Source organism: Streptomyces sp. NPDC002754, assembly GCF_053592315.1.
On record NZ_JBSFVM010000001.1, the window covers coordinates 636,468 to 650,941 of the forward strand.

Below are 14,474 nucleotides of genomic sequence, written 5' to 3' on the forward strand. Positions count from 1 at the left end.
GTCCGGTGGACTAGGTTGTGGGGATGACTACCGGGAGGGCATTGCGCCACACACGGATCGGTGACCCGGTGCTGTTCTGAGCGCCGTACGGGCCATTGCGGGCCCGCTGTTCGATCGAGGTATTCGCGCTGCCGCGCGGGCTCCGCCCTCGTCGTGTTGATCACAGGACACATCAACCACGACAGGAGCGTTCATGCCCACCAAGATGTTGCAGATTCCCACCGAGGACGGCCAGGCCGATGCCCTCGCCGCCTTCCCCGACGACGGCGAGCGGCACCCAGGGGTGCTGATGTACGCGGACGGCTTCGGCATCCGGCCTGTGCTGCGGGAGTTGGCCCGCGAACTGGCCGGCCACGGGTACTACGTGCTCGTCCCCAACTTCTTCTACCGGCACGGCCCGGCACCTGTGGTCGAACTCCCCGAGTACATCGGAGAAGAGGCCAGGACCTCGGTGATGGGTCGGCTGATGCCCCTGATTGAGGCGCACACCATCGATCGGGCCCTCCGCGACGCCGACGCCTACCTCAGATTCCTCACCACCCGGCCCGAGGTCGACGCCGGACCCGTCGCGGTGACCGGCTACTGCATCGGCGGCCTCCTGGCGGTGCACACCGCCGCGGCTTACCCTCGCCAAGTGGCCGCCGTCGCCGGATTTCATGCCCCCGTGGGCGTTGCCGGACCCGACAGCCTGCGCCGACTCACCGCCCAGGTCCACTTCGGCCACGCCGAAACCGACCTGACGCCCGAGGCCCTCGGCGAACTCAACCAGGCCTTGGACGCCGCGGGTGTCGACTACACCTCTGAGATCTACCCCGACACCGTCCACGGTTTCACCATGGCCGACACCGACGCTTTCAACGCCGCCGCACTGCAGCTCCACTGGGAGCACCTGCTCCCTCTCCTCGGCCGCACTCTGGCCAACCGTTGAGGCTCCGGGCCCGAAGCCATCCTCTGCGTTGTCCATGGGCAACAAGCCCACCGGCCTCGGCAGAAGCCCGGTCGTGCCGGCCCTCACGGCGGCTCACGCACCCGCAGCGATGGCTTGGATGACGGCCCTGGGCGCCGGGCCGGGACGGCCAGGGAGGCGTGCCACGAGTACCCGGCGGATCTCCGGGGGCGCGCCCTCGACGCGCAGCAGGCTCACCCCGGGCGGCAGTACCGGTGAGAGGCGGGACGGCAGTGTGGTCACGCCGAAGCCGCCGGCGACGAGTTGGAGCTTCGTCAGCCAGTCGCGCGCGGAGTGGACGACGCGCGGCCGTCCGGGCAGGCCGGGCCAGACGCCGAGCAGAGGCTCGGAGCTCGACGACGGGGTGGCGATCCACGCGGCGTCGACCAGTTCGTCGACGTGCACGGTGGTGCGTCCGGCGAGGTCTCCGGTCGAGGGCGCCGCGACGACCAGTTCGGTGTCCGCGACGGTCTCGACGTGGAGGCGCGGCGAGTCACCGTCGAAGGGACGGTGGGGTGCTCGGGACGTCAGTACGGCGAGGTCGAGCGAGCCTGCGCGCAGCGCCCGGATGAGGGCGGGCGTGGTGCCCTCGCGGGTGGTGACCGTGATCTGCGGGTCGGCCTTCGCGAGGTGGGCGAGTGCGGCGGGCAGGATCGTCGAGCCCGCGCTCGGGACGGCCCCGAGCCGCACCAGTTCGGTCCGCGGGACGGTGCCGGTGAGTTCACGTTCGGCCGCTGTGAGCGAGGCGAGGATCGTGTGGGCGTGCCGCAGGAGGGTCAAGCCGGCGGGAGTGAGCCGTACGCCGTCCGCGCGGCGTTCGAACAGGGTGGTACCGGCGCTGTGTTCGAGGGCGGCGGCCTGGCGTGAGACGGCCGACTGCGTGTAGCCGAGACGGGCAGCTGCCGAGGTGAAGCTGCCCGACTCGGCGATCTGCCGCAGGACCCGCAGTCCCGTGCTGGAGATGTCCATGCGTCATACGCATACCAGATGTGCGTGATCTTCGCTTCCCGCATGCCCGTCCGGCTCCTAGTGTCGATCCCAAGAGGACGGACGGAAGAGGACGGACTAGAGACGATGGACGGAAGAGGACGGGCGAACATGGAGGTCAACACATGCGCGCAGCAGTTCTGACGCGCTTCGGCGCCCCACTCGCGGTGCGGGAGGCACCGGCCCCCGAGGCCGGTAGCGGTGAGGTGGTGGTCGAGGTCCTCGCCGCCGCCGTGGCGCCCTACGCGGCCGAAGTCTTCAGCGGCAAGCGGCAGTACCCCCTCGTCCCTCCTGTCGTGCCCGGTGTCGGCGGCGTGGGGCGGATCGTCCACGTCGGCCCCGACGCCACCCGGCTGCGCCTCGGCGACCTGGTGTGGTGCGACCCGACGGTGCGTGCGCGAGACGACGCCCTGACGCCCGACATCACGCTCCAGGGCTGGAGTTCGCGCGGCGAGGGCGGCGCGCGGCTCGCCGAGTACCTGCACGACGGCGCGTTCGCCGAACTCATGCGGGTGCCGACGGAGAACGTCTACCCACTGCCAACCTGGGCCGGGGAGGATCCGGCCCGCTGGGCCGCGCTCACCGTGCACACCATCTCCTACGGCGGGCTGCTGGCAGGTGGGCTCGCGGCCGGCGAGACGCTGCTCGTCAGCGGGGCCACCGGAAACCTCGGCAGCAGCGCCGTCGCGGTCGCGCTCGCGATGGGAGCGGGCCGCGTGGTCGCCCCCGGCCGCAACAAGGCCGCGCTCGACCTCCTCGCCGACCGCTTCGGTCCGCGGCTGCGCCCGGTCCCGCTGACCGGGGACGAGGTCGGCGACCGCGAGGCGATGTCCGCGGCGGCCGGCGGTCCGATCGACATGGTGATCGACCTGCTCCCGCCGAGCGCACCCAGCTCGGCCTCGCGCGCGGCGGCCATGACCGTGCGCGAGTACGGCCGGGTCGTCCTCATGGGCGGCGTCGGCATGCTCGGTGGCGCCGACCTCGCACTCCCGTACCCGTGGATCATGCGCAACTCGGTCACCGTGCGCGGGCAGTGGATGTACCCGCGCGCAGCCAATGTCGGCATCATCCGGCTCCTCGCCTCGGGCACTCTGGATCTCGCCCCCGAACGGGTCCGGTCGTTCGGCCTCGATGCCGTCAACGACGCCATCGCGTACGCCGCCGCGCACGGTGGCCCGTTCGACCGCACCAGCCTCACACCATCGGCCGGCCGACACCGGGCCCCCTGATCGCCACCAGCCACCAGCCACCAGCCACATCCGCACGACCGTGAAGCGTCACTTTCCCAGGCGCCGACCCATACGACAGGCCCTACGCAGCCGTGAGCACGATCTTGCCGCGGATGTGCCCCCGCGCGGCGCGTTCGTGGGCGGCTCGGGCATCCGCGAGTGTGAAGGTGCTGTCGATCGCAACGCGGACCGTGCCCGCGTCGAGCAGGCGTCCCAGTTCGGCGAGTTGAGTGCCGTTGGAGCGGACCTGGGTACTGGAGACCGTGACGTCCCGCTTCGCGATTTCCGCTTCGTCGAAGTCTCCCGGGAATACGGGGAATTGGTCGCCGGCGCGTTTGAGCGTGCGCAGGAAGCGGCTGCTGTGGGGGCCGCCGACGGTGTCCAGGACGAGGTCCACGTCGTGCACCAGCTCCTCGGGACGGCTCTTGGTGTAGTCGATGAACCGGTCGGCGCCGAGGTCCGCCAGGAAGGTCTCGTGCTCGCCGGATGCCACCGCGATGACCTGCGCGCCCTTCCACTTCGCCAGCTGCACCGCGAAGTGCCCCACGCCGCCCGCGGCGCCGTTGATGAGCACCGTCGTGTCGGTGCCGAGTGCCGTCGGGTGGTGCCGCGTCTCCTGGAAGGGGGACGGACGGTCGTGCCCGACGTCGATGAGGAATTGCCACGCGGTGAGTCCGGCCATCGGTGCCCCGGCGGCGTGTACGTGGTCGATGCCGGCCGGTTTGCGTGCCAGGTCCGACACGGGGACGGCGACGTACTCGGCGTACGCGGAGCCGTTGAAGCCGGGAAAGCGCAGGAGGCCGAAGACCGATCTGTTCGCTCTGGTGGCGGCGCTCGCCTGGGTCGGTGACCAGGCCTCACTCGCGCCGCGCGCCGACCACCTCTTCGACGTCGTCGCGAGCGCGATCCTGACCGAGGCAGGCGCCGGCGCCGGCCGAGCGCTCTGAGCGCACGACGTCCCCGGCCCGTGACTCGGCGGCTGCCGAAGCGGCACGGTGCGGTCACCGGGACTCTGGGACCAAGTCGGCCTGGGCGTCGACGGGTTGGCGCTGACCTGCGCCCCGCTTCGGCAGGACGAGCATCGCTCCCGCGCCGATCACGGCCAGGACCGTCATCACCACGAAACCGCTGGAGAAGCTGCCGGTCACGCTGACGATGAAGCCCATCACGGAAGGCGCGACGATGCCGGACAGCGCGAACGCCGCGTCGGCGAAACCGGCCGCGACGCCGGGCTGGGACGGCGCCGCGTCGATCGCGGCGACCCACCAGATGCCGCCGGTGACGAAGCCGAGCCCGACCCCGATCGAGATGAAGGTGACGGCGACGGTCAGGGACGGCGCCGTGAAGATCGGGATCAGGGCGGCGCCGGAGAGCAGCAGCGCGGTTCCCATGATGGTGAGGCGGCTGCGCTCGCTGCCGGTGCGTGCGAAGACGCGGTCCGTGATCACCCCGCCGATGAGTGCGCCGACGATGCCCGCGGCCCAGGGAGCCACGGTGAAAAGGCCGACCTCGGTGATGCTGAGCTGGAACTCCGAGGACAGGTAGTCGGGCAGCCAGTACATGAAGCCCCAGAACATGAAGCCCCACGCGAAGTAGCCCACCGCGATGATCCACAGGTTCCGGTTGGTCAGGATCGGGCGCCACTGGACCCGCCCCGTGGAGGTGCGTTCCTCGTCGAGCTGGCCCGCGGCGATGTGCGCGCGCTCCGACTCCGACACACCACTGTGTTCCTCGGGTGTGTTCTTCAACAGCGCGTAGGCGATGGCGAACCAGAGCACGCCGAGACCGGCGAGCACCCAGAACATGCCCTTCCAGGTCAGGACGGCGATCAGCTGAGACACCAGCGGCCCGCCGATCAGCAGCGAGCCGGACACGGCCACACCGCCGACCATCGCGAGCGCGATCCCGCGTTCCTTCTGCGGAAGCCAGCGGCTGACCGTACGGCTCGCCGCGGGGAAGCCGGGCCCCTCACCCGCACCCAGGATGATGCGCGTGACGAACAGGCCGATGAAGGATCCGGCGATGGGGGTCACCGCGGTGACCAGCGACCAGATGGCCACGCCCACGAGCAGGATGCGCCGGGCGCCGTAGCGGTCGACGAGTGGCCCCGCCATGAAGGCGAACACCATGTAGCCGATGGAGAAGGCGCTGCTGATCAGCCCGTACTGGGACTTGCTGATACCGAAGGCCTCGGTGAGCGGTTCGACCGCGTAGCTGATGGCGCTCCGGTCGATGTAGTTGATCACGATGAGGGCGACGATCAGTGCGAGCGTCAGCCACCGCACGTTGGTACGCGAGGAACTCATGGGTTCACCTCGGTGGAGTGATGGGGAGTCTGCGTTGCCTCATGTGCCGGCCACCACCGCGGACAGCGCACGGGTCAGGCCCGTCGTGTCCGCGGCCGCGGCGATGTTCCACACCTCCTCGGCCAGTGCCCGCACGGCGGGTCCGTCGCCGGCGCCGAGGGCGTTGGCGAGGAACTTCGCGGTGAGTTCACGGGGGTCGAGGGGGTCCTGGGGGCTGCCCCGGTTGACCATGACACGTTCGGTCACGGTGGATCCGTCGTCGAGTTCGGCAGTGAGGGCGGCCGGGAACTGGTGCGGGAAGACGGTCGTGCACTCCTCGTCCGCCACGCAGATGACGCGGGCGGCGAGGCCGAGACGTGCGGGGTCGGCCGCCGCCTCATCCGTGAAGTCCTCGTGGAACACGCCGAGTCCGTGCCCTGGAGCGTCGGGCTCGGCGAGCAGTCCGGCGGCCACCGTGTACGGACCGCTGAACGCCGCGTGGTAGCCGGAGCGCGGGTGTGCCTTCTCGGCCGCGGGTTCCGCGATGGTACGCAGGACGGGCGCGGGTACACCGAGCGTCAGACGGGTGATGTGTCTTGGCTCGACGCCGCGACGGCGCAGCCGCATCGCGGCGTCCACCCCCGCGTGGGTGAAGTGGTTGCACGGGTACGGCTTGATGAAGAGCCGGGCCAACTCCCAGCGCTCGCCAAGCCCTTCGGTGACCTCCGCCACCACGGCGGCCTCGTCGAAGCGTTCACCGCAGAAGGCCTGGAAGAAGCCGAAACGGCCTTCGAGGACGGTAGGTGGACCGGTCAGACCGAGCCGTGCCATGTCGGCCGCGACCACCCCCGCGTGCGCGGCCCAGCCGCAGTGCACCCGCTTGACGGTGCCACCCGTGCGGTTGGCCTCGATGATCCCGGAACCCATGCTCGCCGCGATGCCGATCGCCGAGCAGATACCGTCGGCGTCCAGGCCGCGCAGCATCGCGGCGGCCACGGCGGAGCCGATCGCCCCGCAGATCGCGGTGGCGTGCAGACCCCGGTCGAAGAAGACGGAGTTGCCGAGCTTCTCGTCGTACTGGGCCATGCCGAGCCGGCAGGTGACCTCGATGCCTACGGCGGCGGCGTCGAGGAGCCGCGCCCCACTGGCGCCGGTCGCCTCCGCGGTGGCGAGGGCGGCGGGTATCACCGATGCCGACGGGTGCAGCACGGACGGCAGATGGGTGTCGTCGAAGTCCAGACTGTGCGCGAGCGTGCCGTTGACCAGCGCAGCCGACGGTGCGGGCAAGCGGGTCGAGGAGCCGATGACGGTGGCGGCGGGGACGCCGCCCCACTCCTCGGCGAGTTCGCGCACCGCGGCGCCGGGCCGCTCGGACAGCGCGGCGATGCTGTTGCCGAGCAGGTCGAGCAGGTGCCCCGTGGTCTTCTCCCGCAGCCCGGCGTCGAGTTCACCGTCCCGTACGGCGACGGCGAATGCCGCGAGCTGCTGCGCGGGAGTGGCTGTGGCCGGTGTCGTGGAGTCGTCCGTCATCAGGACACCACCGCGATCGGGCGGATGGGGGAGCCGGTGCCGCCGACGATCCGCAAGGGGGCGACGACGAACAGGAAGGTGTGCTGTCCGGTCGCGGCGAGGTCTTCGAGCGCGAGGTGTTCCATGATGTAGACGCCGTTCTCCACCAGCAGCAGCCGGTGCACGGGCAGGACGCTGTGGCCCGCGCCCGGCGCTATCTGCTCGCAGGCGGTGGTGTCGCAGCCGACGGCCTTCACGCCGCGTTCCGCGAGCCAGGCCCCCGCGTCCTCGGTGATCCCGGGCACGCCGGACTCCTTGCCGAGGTAGGCGGCCGGATCGTCGAAGTGCCGCGCCCAGCCGGTGCGGACCACGGCGACATCGCCCTGGCGGGGCTCGGCGCCGCCGAGTTCCGCGGCGCGCTCCAGGTCGGCGGCGGTGACACCGTATCCGCCCGGCAGGGTGCCGACCCCGTGCGCCGCGGCGACGTCGAGGAGGACACCGCGGGTGACCATGGCGGGCGTCTGTTCCGCGCCGTGCTGCGAGAAGGAGCCGCCGGTCTGCGCCTCGGCGGCGTCGACCCCTCCGTGCAGCTTGCCGTTGTGGCTGACGTGGGACAACGCGTCGATGTGGGTGCCGACATGGCCTCCGGTGACGATGACCTCGTTGGAGGCGGAACCGCCGTCGGGGCGGACCATGTCGCCGTGTCGGCGGGCCAAGGTCATGCGGAAACCAGGGTGGTTGGGCGAGCACGGCATGCCGGTGAAGAGGGGCTGGCCCAGTTCCACGATGTGCGGGTCGGCGGGCAGTGCGTTGAGCAGGGCGTTGCCGGACGCCTGGTGCGGTGGGGTGAGCTGGGAAGAGGTCATGACCTGCCTAACCTGGAGAGGGGAGCGGGGAGCAGCGGCGTGTGTGCGCCGCCGGAAGGTGTGCGGATGCGGTGTCAGCTCGCGCGGTCCAGCACCCAGCGGGCGCGGGCCACGACCGCCGGGTCGATCAGCCGGCCGCGGTCGTCGAGCCAGGCGGCGCTGCCGCTCTCTTGGGCCTGCCGCAGCGAATCGACCAGCCGACGGGCGTCGTCGACCTCTTCGGGCCGGGGCGTGAAGACCGCGTTGACCACCGGGACCTGCTTCGGGTGGACGACGGAACGGCCGAAGAAGCCCTGGTCGAGGGCGCGTTGAGTACTGGCCGCGAGACCAGCGACGTCCGTCACGTCGGTCCACACGCTCTGCACCGGACCGGTCAGGCCCGCCGCGCGCGCCGCGTTGACGATGCGGGCGCGCGCCCAGTCAAGTGCCGCGTCACCGCGCACCCTCAGGTCGGCGCCGAGGTCGGCCTCGCCGAGCGAGAGGAACGCTACCTGCGGTGCTGCCAGGGCGAGTTCGAAGGCGTGCTCCACGCCGAGCGCCGTCTCGAACAGCAGGTGCAGGGGTGCGTCCACGTGCCGCAGTACGGTCTCGATCTCCTCGGCGCTCTCGCACTTGGCCAGGCGCAGACCCTGCACGGGCGCGCCCGCGAGTACCGCCAAGTCGGCCTGCCCGTACGGGAGTGTGACCTGGTTGATGCGCAGCCACAACGGCTTGGGCCAGGTCTCGCCCACGGCCTGTACGGCGGCGGCGCGTGCCTCGTCCTTGCGGTCGGGCGGCACCGCGTCCTCCAGGTCGAGGACGACCGCGTCCGCCTCGCCGCGCATCGCCTTGTCGAGGAGGTCGGGGCGGGTTGCGGGGACGTAGAGCCAGGACCGCACGCCGGTGGGGTGCGCCGGGGCGCTCATACGACGCCCCGGTCGGCGAGGGAGGCGATCTCGGCCGCGCTGACACCGTACGCGCCGAGCACCTCAGCGGTGTCCCGGCCCTTGCGCCGGCCGGACCAGCGGACGGCGCCCGGGGTGTCGCCGAGCCGGAAGGGCACGTTCTGGAACCGGATACGGCCGAGCTCCTCGTCCTCCACCTCGGTGATCGTCTCCAGGGCCTGGAACTGCGGATCCTCGAAGATGTCACTCATGTCGTAGATCGGCGCGATGGCGGCCTGCGCCTCTTCGAACGCGGCGATGACCTCTGAGCGGGTGCGGTCCGCGATCCAGGAGCCGACCGCCGAGTCGAGCTCGTCCGTGTGCCGGGCGCGCTCGGCGCCCGAGGCGAACCACGGCTCGTCGATGAACTCGGGGCGCCCCACCAGCCGCATGACCCGTTCCGCGATGGACTGGGCGCTGGTGGAGACCGCGACCCACGAACCGTCCTTGGTGCGATAGGTGTTGCGCGGCGCGTTGTTCGCCGACCGGTTGCCGGTGCGTGGCTGGAGCTCGCCGAGCTGGTCGTAGGTGATGGCCTGCGGCCCGAGCAGCGTGACCATCGGCTCGATGATCGCCAGGTCGAGCACTTGACCGCGGCCCGTGCGGTCCCTGGCGTGCAGCGCGGTCATGATGCCGAAGGCGGCGGTGAGCGCGGAGACGCCGTCGGCCAGGCCGAACGGCGGCAGGGTCGGGGGCCCGTCGGGCTGTCCCGTGATGGCGGCGAAACCGCTCATCGCCTCCGCGAGCGTGCCGAAGCCGGGGCGCTTGGAGTAAGGGCCGCGCTGCCCGAATCCGGTGACGCGGGCCAGGACCAGACGCGGGTTGATCTCGGCCAGCGCCTCATAGCCGAGGCCCCAGCGCTCCAGCGTGCCCGGGCGGAAGTTCTCGATGACGACGTCCGCGTCCGCGACCATGCGGCGGAAGATGTCCTGGCCCTCGGGGCTGCCGAGGTAGAGGGTGATCGCTTTCTTGTTGCGCGAAAGCATCTTCCACCACAGGCCCACACCGTCCTTGTTCGCGCCGTGGTGGCGCACCGGGTCGCCCTTGGGATGTTCGACCTTGGTGACATCGGCGCCGAAATCGGCGAGCAGGGTGGCGGCGAGGGGGCCCGCGAACAGTGTCGCGATGTCCAGCACCTTGATGCCGTCGAGGGCCGCAGTGCTGTCTGCCCGGGGTGCGGGGGTGGTGTCGGTCATGGAGTTCCTTCCGTCGTCACGTGGGGGAGGAGGCCGCCTTCCAGCCGAGGCGCGTGGAGAGGTCACGTGCCGCCTCGACCACGCGGGGTGCGCAGGCGCGGACGAACTGTGGGGTGAAGCGGGAGCGCGGGCCGCACACGGACACCGAGCCGCGGACGTCGCCGTCGAAGCCGAAGACGGGCGCGGCCACCGAGCCGGCGTCGGCCTGGCGTTCGCCCTGCGAACTCGCGTAGCCGAGCTCTCGGATCGCGGCCAGTTCGGTGCGGAGGGCGTTCTCATCGGTGATGGTCCGGTCGGTGAGCGCCGAGAGTTCCGCGGTGAGGATCTCTTCCTGCCGCTCCTGGGGCAGGAAGGCGAGGAGACACTTGCCGGAACTGCCCGCATGCAGCGGGAACCTGCGGCCGAGTTCCACGGTCATCTTCACCTCGTGGGTGCTGACGATCTGGTCGATGTAGGCGCGCCCGCCGGGCACCAGCGCCGTGAGGGTCACGGTCTCCCGCGTCTGCTCGTGCAGTCGCCGCAGGGTTTCCGCGGCGACGGCCCGCAGGTCGAACTCGCGCAGCGCCCTGGCGCCGAGCGCCGCCGCGGTCGGACCGAGGCGGTAGAGCCGGGTCTGCTGGTCGAGCACCACCATCCCGCGTGCCACCAGGGTCTGAAGGATGCGGTGCACGACCGCCTTGCTCAGGCCGAGCTCGCGGGCGATCGATGACACCCCGATGTCGTCGGGGCCGTCGGTGAACAGCAGGAGGACGTCGATGACTCGGCCTGCGGTCTCGGTTCCGGGTTGGGTCGTCATGGGCTCATTCTTGCCTGTTCCCTGAGGTCGATGTCCGGGGGCTCCCGAAGTCTCGATCTCTTTCCGTACCGCTGAATGGAACACCAGAGAAACACCGTCTCCAGGCCCGGTCAAGAGGTGCTGGCCAGGAAGTAGCGACGTTACCTGGATTCTTCAGGAAGGTATTGACGTCGATTCGTGGGTGCTGCAAGTATCGAATGGCCAACGTGTTCCGCTCAACGGAACAACATGGAAGGGGGTGGGCAGGTGACTGCCCGACCATCCGAAGCACCCCTGACGGCGGCGCCCGACCCCAAGACCGAGGCGCGGGAGCGCACCGGGGACCTCGCACTCTGGGCCGCACGGCTCTCCTGGACCGACGTGCCCGCCGACGTGCGTGAGCGGCTCTCCCTCGTCCTGCTCGACACCTTCGCGGTGACGCTCGCCGGAGCCCGGACCGAGGGGCAGCGCCGCATCCGCGCCGCCTGGCCCCAACCCGCGGGCGACGCACCGGTGTTCGGCGCCGCGGTCCTTACGCAGGTGGACACCGCCGCGTACTTGAACGCGACGGCTCTGGTGTGCAGCGAGCTCGACGAGGGCGGCAAGTACGCCCGTGGCCACCCGGCCGGACACACCTTCCCCGCGATCCTCACCCTGGCCGCCGCGCTCGGCTCCACGGGCGAGCTGACCTCCCGCGCCCTGCTCGTGGGGTACGAGGTCGCCGCGCGCCACGGCCGTGCCACGGGCCTGCACCCCGGTGTCCACCCGCACGGGAACTGGGGCGTGACCGGCGCCGCGGCGGGCTGCGCACTCCTGCTCGGCCTGCCCGCGGAAGGGATCGCCGCGGCCATCGACACGGCTTCAGGGCTGCCCGTCGCCGGCCACTTCGACTCCGCGCTCGACGGCCACCGCGTACGGGACGCCTGGATGGGCGCCGCGGCCGTGTCCGGCCTCGCCGCCGCCCGGCTCGCCGCGGCAGGCGTGGTCCGCAACACCGGCACCGCCGCCCTCTCGCTCGGCACACTGCTCGGCACCTTCGACGCCGCCGCGCTCACCGACCGGCTCGGCGACGACTGGCAGATCCAGCACAACTACTTCAAGCGGCACGCGTCGTGCTCGTACACACACCCGGCCGCCGACCTGGCCCTCCAGCTGCGCGACCGGCACCTCGGTGGACGCAGTGGCACCCAACTGGGCGCATCCGTCGTTGAGATGCACGTCGACACGCACGCGCTCGCCGCACCGCTGAACCGTACGACGTGGGACAGCAGCCTCGGGGCAATGTTCTCCGTCCCGTACGCAGTCGCCGCGGCGCTGCTCGACGGCGCGGTGACCCCGGACACGGCGGACGCCACCGAAGCCGACCGGCCCGAACTCTTCGCGCTGGCCCGCAAGGTGACCGTCGCCGAGGACCCGGAGCTGACCGCACGCCTGCCGCACGAGCGCGCCACCCGGCTGACGGCGGTGCTGGACGACGGCCGGCGCGTGGAGCTGAGCGCACCGCATCCCGTCGGCGACAGCAACCACCACCCGTTTACCGAGCAGACACTGGCCTCGATGCTCGCGGACCTGCTCGGCGACACGGCCACGGTCGACCGCTTGCGAAGCGCCGTCGACGACCTGTTCACGACCGACGATGTGGGACCGTCGCTGCGGGCTCTCGCCGCCCTGAGGCCCTGTCCTGCCGCGACACCAGGAGACAGCGCATGAAGATCTTCTCCGTCACCCCGATCCGGACGGGCGCCGACGAACTGGCCCGACGCCGGGACCGCTACCGACGGCTCTCACCCCCCGGCGTCGAATGGGTCCTCGAGGAGATCGGCTCCGACGCGCCCTCCGAACTCGCGACGGCGCGGGACATCGCCGCCTCGACCGTCTCGGTCACCGCGGCCCTGGCGGCGGCGCCCGGCGACACATTCGACCTCCGGATGCCGGACTGCGTCCTCGACCCCGCCGTCCCCGTCGCACCCGACGGCGCCGCCGTCCCGAACGTCGGCATGCTGCGGTTGTGCGCGGCACACCTGGTCGCGACCGGACGTCGGTTCGGTGCGGTCACCCGCAACCGGGCGATCGGCGACGAACTCGCCCGGCGCATCGAGGAGTACGGGTACGGGCCGTGGTTCGCCGGAGTGACCGTGCTCGACCTGGCCGTCGACGCGATCCCCGACACCGGGCGGTGGAACGACGCCGTGCGCGGCGCGCTCGACGGCTTCGCGGAGCGGGGCGTGCGGGTCGTGATCAACGGCTGCTCCGCCGTCGAAACCGACACCCCGCACACGGTGGAACTCGTCGACCCGGCGGCCCTGGCCCTGCGGCTACTGGCGGCGGGAGGCCGGGCATGAGCGGCGCACAGCCCGACGCGGGGACGGTCGACCTCGTGGTGGCGGGCGCGGGCGGCGGACTCGCCGGGGCGCTCAAGGCCGCCGAGGACGGGCTGAGCGTGCTCGTCGTCGACCCCGACGAACAGTTCCTGCGCGGCAACAACACCTCGATGTCCACCGCGATGATCCCCGGCGCCGGCTCCCGCTGGCAGCGCGCGGAGGGCGTCGAGGACAGCCCGGAGCGCTTCCTCGCCGACATCACCGCGAAGACCCACGGCACCGCGGACCCGGCACTCGCCGACGCCCTCGCGAGGATCAGCGCACCCCTGGTGGAATGGCTCGCGGACGGCGCGGACGTGCCGCTCCAACTCGTACGCGACTTCAGCTACCCCGGCCACAGCGCCGACCGGCTGCACACCGTGCAGGGGCGGCACGGCTCGACGCTGCTGCGGCACCTGTACGAACGGGTGCGGCGCTCACCGTCGATCGACCTGCTGATCCCTGCTCGGCTGGTGGACGTCGAGCGGGACACCGAGGGACGTGTCACCGGCGCCGTCGTCGAGGACCCGGGCGGCCACCGGGAGACCATCGCGACCCGGGCCGTGCTGCTGGCCACCAACGGCTACGGCGCCGACCGCGCCCTGGTCGAGCGGCACATGCCGGAGATCGCGGCGGCCGACTACCACGGCGGTCAGTTCTCCACCGGCGACGGCCTGGACATCGGGCTGCGGCACGGCGCACGAGCCGCCTACATGGACGCCTACCAGGGCCACGCGGCACTCGCCCGCCGCTCACGGACGCTGGTCGGCTGGGCCACCATCATGCACGGCGCGATCATGGTCGACGCCGTCGGCGAACGGTTCGGCGACGAGACCACCGGCTACTCCGAATACGCGGCAGCCCTCGCGGCCCGCCCGGACGCACGTGGCTGGATCGTCCTGGACCGCCGCATCCACGACCTGTGCCTGCCGTTCTCCGACTTCCGGCAGACGGTGGACGCGGGCGCGCTGGCGTGGGCCGACGACCTGGACGCGCTCGCCGCGCGCACCGGCTGCGACACGAAGGCCCTCCAGGAAGCGGTGTCCGAGCAGGTCGCCTCGGCCACCGGGGCGGCCGGGTACGACCGGTTCGGCCGGACATTCTTCGAGGCGCCGCTGCGCGGCCCGTACGCGGCCGTCGAAGTGATCCCCGCCCTGTTCCACACGCAGGGCGGCCTCGTCGTCGACGCCGCCGCACGCGTCCTCGACGGCCAAGGGGCCCCGATCGGCGGCCTGTTCGCCTCGGGAGGGGCCGCGCACGGCATCTCCGGCCGGGGCGCGGACGGCTACCTGGCGGGCAACGGACTACTGCCCGCACTCGGCCTCGCCTGGCAGGCGGCCACGACCCTGTCCGGCGCCACGGACATCGCCGAGAACTGAGAACTCAGAACCCAGAACC

Annotated in this window: 12 protein-coding genes and 2 pseudogenes; 6 read left to right on the forward strand and 8 right to left on the reverse strand. The window is 71.6% G+C overall.

The window, feature by feature from the left end:
* The first annotated feature begins 193 nt into the window (after positions 1–193).
* The gene (locus ACWD2L_RS03110; protein WP_351332441.1) at positions 194–928 is read left to right on the forward strand and encodes a dienelactone hydrolase family protein; all 735 of its coding nucleotides are present in this window, start codon (positions 194–196) and stop codon (positions 926–928) included.
* Between the two features lie 93 nt (positions 929–1,021).
* Here ACWD2L_RS03110 and ACWD2L_RS03115 read toward each other — a convergent pair whose 3' ends face one another.
* Entirely contained in the window at positions 1,022–1,915 is an 894-nt protein-coding gene (locus tag ACWD2L_RS03115; protein WP_351332444.1) for a LysR family transcriptional regulator, read from the reverse strand.
* A gap of 143 nt (positions 1,916–2,058) precedes the next feature.
* Between ACWD2L_RS03115 and ACWD2L_RS03120 the strand changes: the two genes are divergently transcribed.
* Positions 2,059–3,162, forward strand: a complete 1,104-nt coding sequence (locus ACWD2L_RS03120) for an alcohol dehydrogenase catalytic domain-containing protein (protein WP_351332446.1) — start codon at positions 2,059–2,061, stop codon at positions 3,160–3,162.
* Between the two features lie 82 nt (positions 3,163–3,244).
* Here ACWD2L_RS03120 and ACWD2L_RS03125 read toward each other — a convergent pair.
* Positions 3,245–3,970, reverse strand: a pseudogene (locus tag ACWD2L_RS03125) (NADP-dependent oxidoreductase); the annotation flags it as partial.
* On the opposite strand from ACWD2L_RS03125, the pseudogene ACWD2L_RS03130 reads away from it, so the two are divergent.
* Positions 3,969–4,109, forward strand: a pseudogene (locus tag ACWD2L_RS03130) (TetR family transcriptional regulator); the annotation flags it as partial. The pseudogenes ACWD2L_RS03125 and ACWD2L_RS03130 overlap by 2 nt on opposite strands.
* Positions 4,110–4,163: 54 nt before the next feature.
* Here ACWD2L_RS03130 and ACWD2L_RS03135 read toward each other — a convergent pair.
* From ACWD2L_RS03135 to ACWD2L_RS03160, 6 genes are all read right to left on the reverse strand, one after another.
* Positions 4,164–5,468: an MFS transporter gene (locus ACWD2L_RS03135; RefSeq protein ID WP_351332448.1), complete on the reverse strand. Its 1,305-nt coding sequence runs from the start codon at positions 5,466–5,468 to the stop codon at positions 4,164–4,166.
* A 39-nt stretch (positions 5,469–5,507) separates the two neighbouring features.
* Positions 5,508–6,977 (reverse strand): MmgE/PrpD family protein, encoded by a 1,470-nt coding sequence (locus ACWD2L_RS03140; RefSeq protein ID WP_351332451.1) that lies wholly within the window; start codon positions 6,975–6,977, stop codon positions 5,508–5,510.
* The gene (locus ACWD2L_RS03145; protein WP_351332454.1) at positions 6,977–7,822 is read right to left on the reverse strand and encodes a cyclase family protein; all 846 of its coding nucleotides are present in this window, start codon (positions 7,820–7,822) and stop codon (positions 6,977–6,979) included. Before ACWD2L_RS03145 ends, ACWD2L_RS03140 begins: the two co-directional genes overlap by 1 nt.
* Before the next feature lie 74 nt (positions 7,823–7,896).
* Positions 7,897–8,727: an HpcH/HpaI aldolase/citrate lyase family protein gene (locus ACWD2L_RS03150; RefSeq protein WP_351332456.1), complete on the reverse strand. Its 831-nt coding sequence runs from the start codon at positions 8,725–8,727 to the stop codon at positions 7,897–7,899.
* Complete coding sequence (locus ACWD2L_RS03155) at positions 8,724–9,941, reverse strand: CaiB/BaiF CoA transferase family protein (protein WP_351332459.1); 1,218 nt, start codon at positions 9,939–9,941, stop codon at positions 8,724–8,726. The genes ACWD2L_RS03150 and ACWD2L_RS03155 overlap by 4 nt, the downstream gene beginning before the upstream one ends.
* Before the next feature lie 16 nt (positions 9,942–9,957).
* Complete coding sequence (locus ACWD2L_RS03160; protein WP_351332461.1) at positions 9,958–10,737, reverse strand: IclR family transcriptional regulator; 780 nt, start codon at positions 10,735–10,737, stop codon at positions 9,958–9,960.
* 246 nt (positions 10,738–10,983) lie between these two features.
* Here ACWD2L_RS03160 and ACWD2L_RS03165 point away from each other — a divergent pair, with 246 nt between their 5' ends.
* Genes ACWD2L_RS03165 through ACWD2L_RS03175 form a run of 3 tightly spaced genes read left to right on the forward strand, consistent with a single transcriptional unit; the run spans position 10,984 to position 14,455 of the window.
* A complete protein-coding gene (locus tag ACWD2L_RS03165) occupies positions 10,984–12,426 on the forward strand; it encodes an MmgE/PrpD family protein (RefSeq protein ID WP_351332464.1) in 1,443 nt (480 codons plus the stop codon).
* Entirely contained in the window at positions 12,423–13,058 is a 636-nt protein-coding gene (locus ACWD2L_RS03170; protein WP_351332467.1) for an aspartate/glutamate racemase family protein, read from the forward strand. The genes ACWD2L_RS03165 and ACWD2L_RS03170 overlap by 4 nt, the downstream gene beginning before the upstream one ends.
* Positions 13,055–14,455, forward strand: coding sequence for an FAD-dependent oxidoreductase (locus ACWD2L_RS03175; RefSeq protein WP_351332470.1), 1,401 nt, complete (start codon positions 13,055–13,057; stop codon positions 14,453–14,455). Before ACWD2L_RS03170 ends, ACWD2L_RS03175 begins: the two co-directional genes overlap by 4 nt.
* The last annotated feature ends 19 nt before the right edge of the window (positions 14,456–14,474 follow it).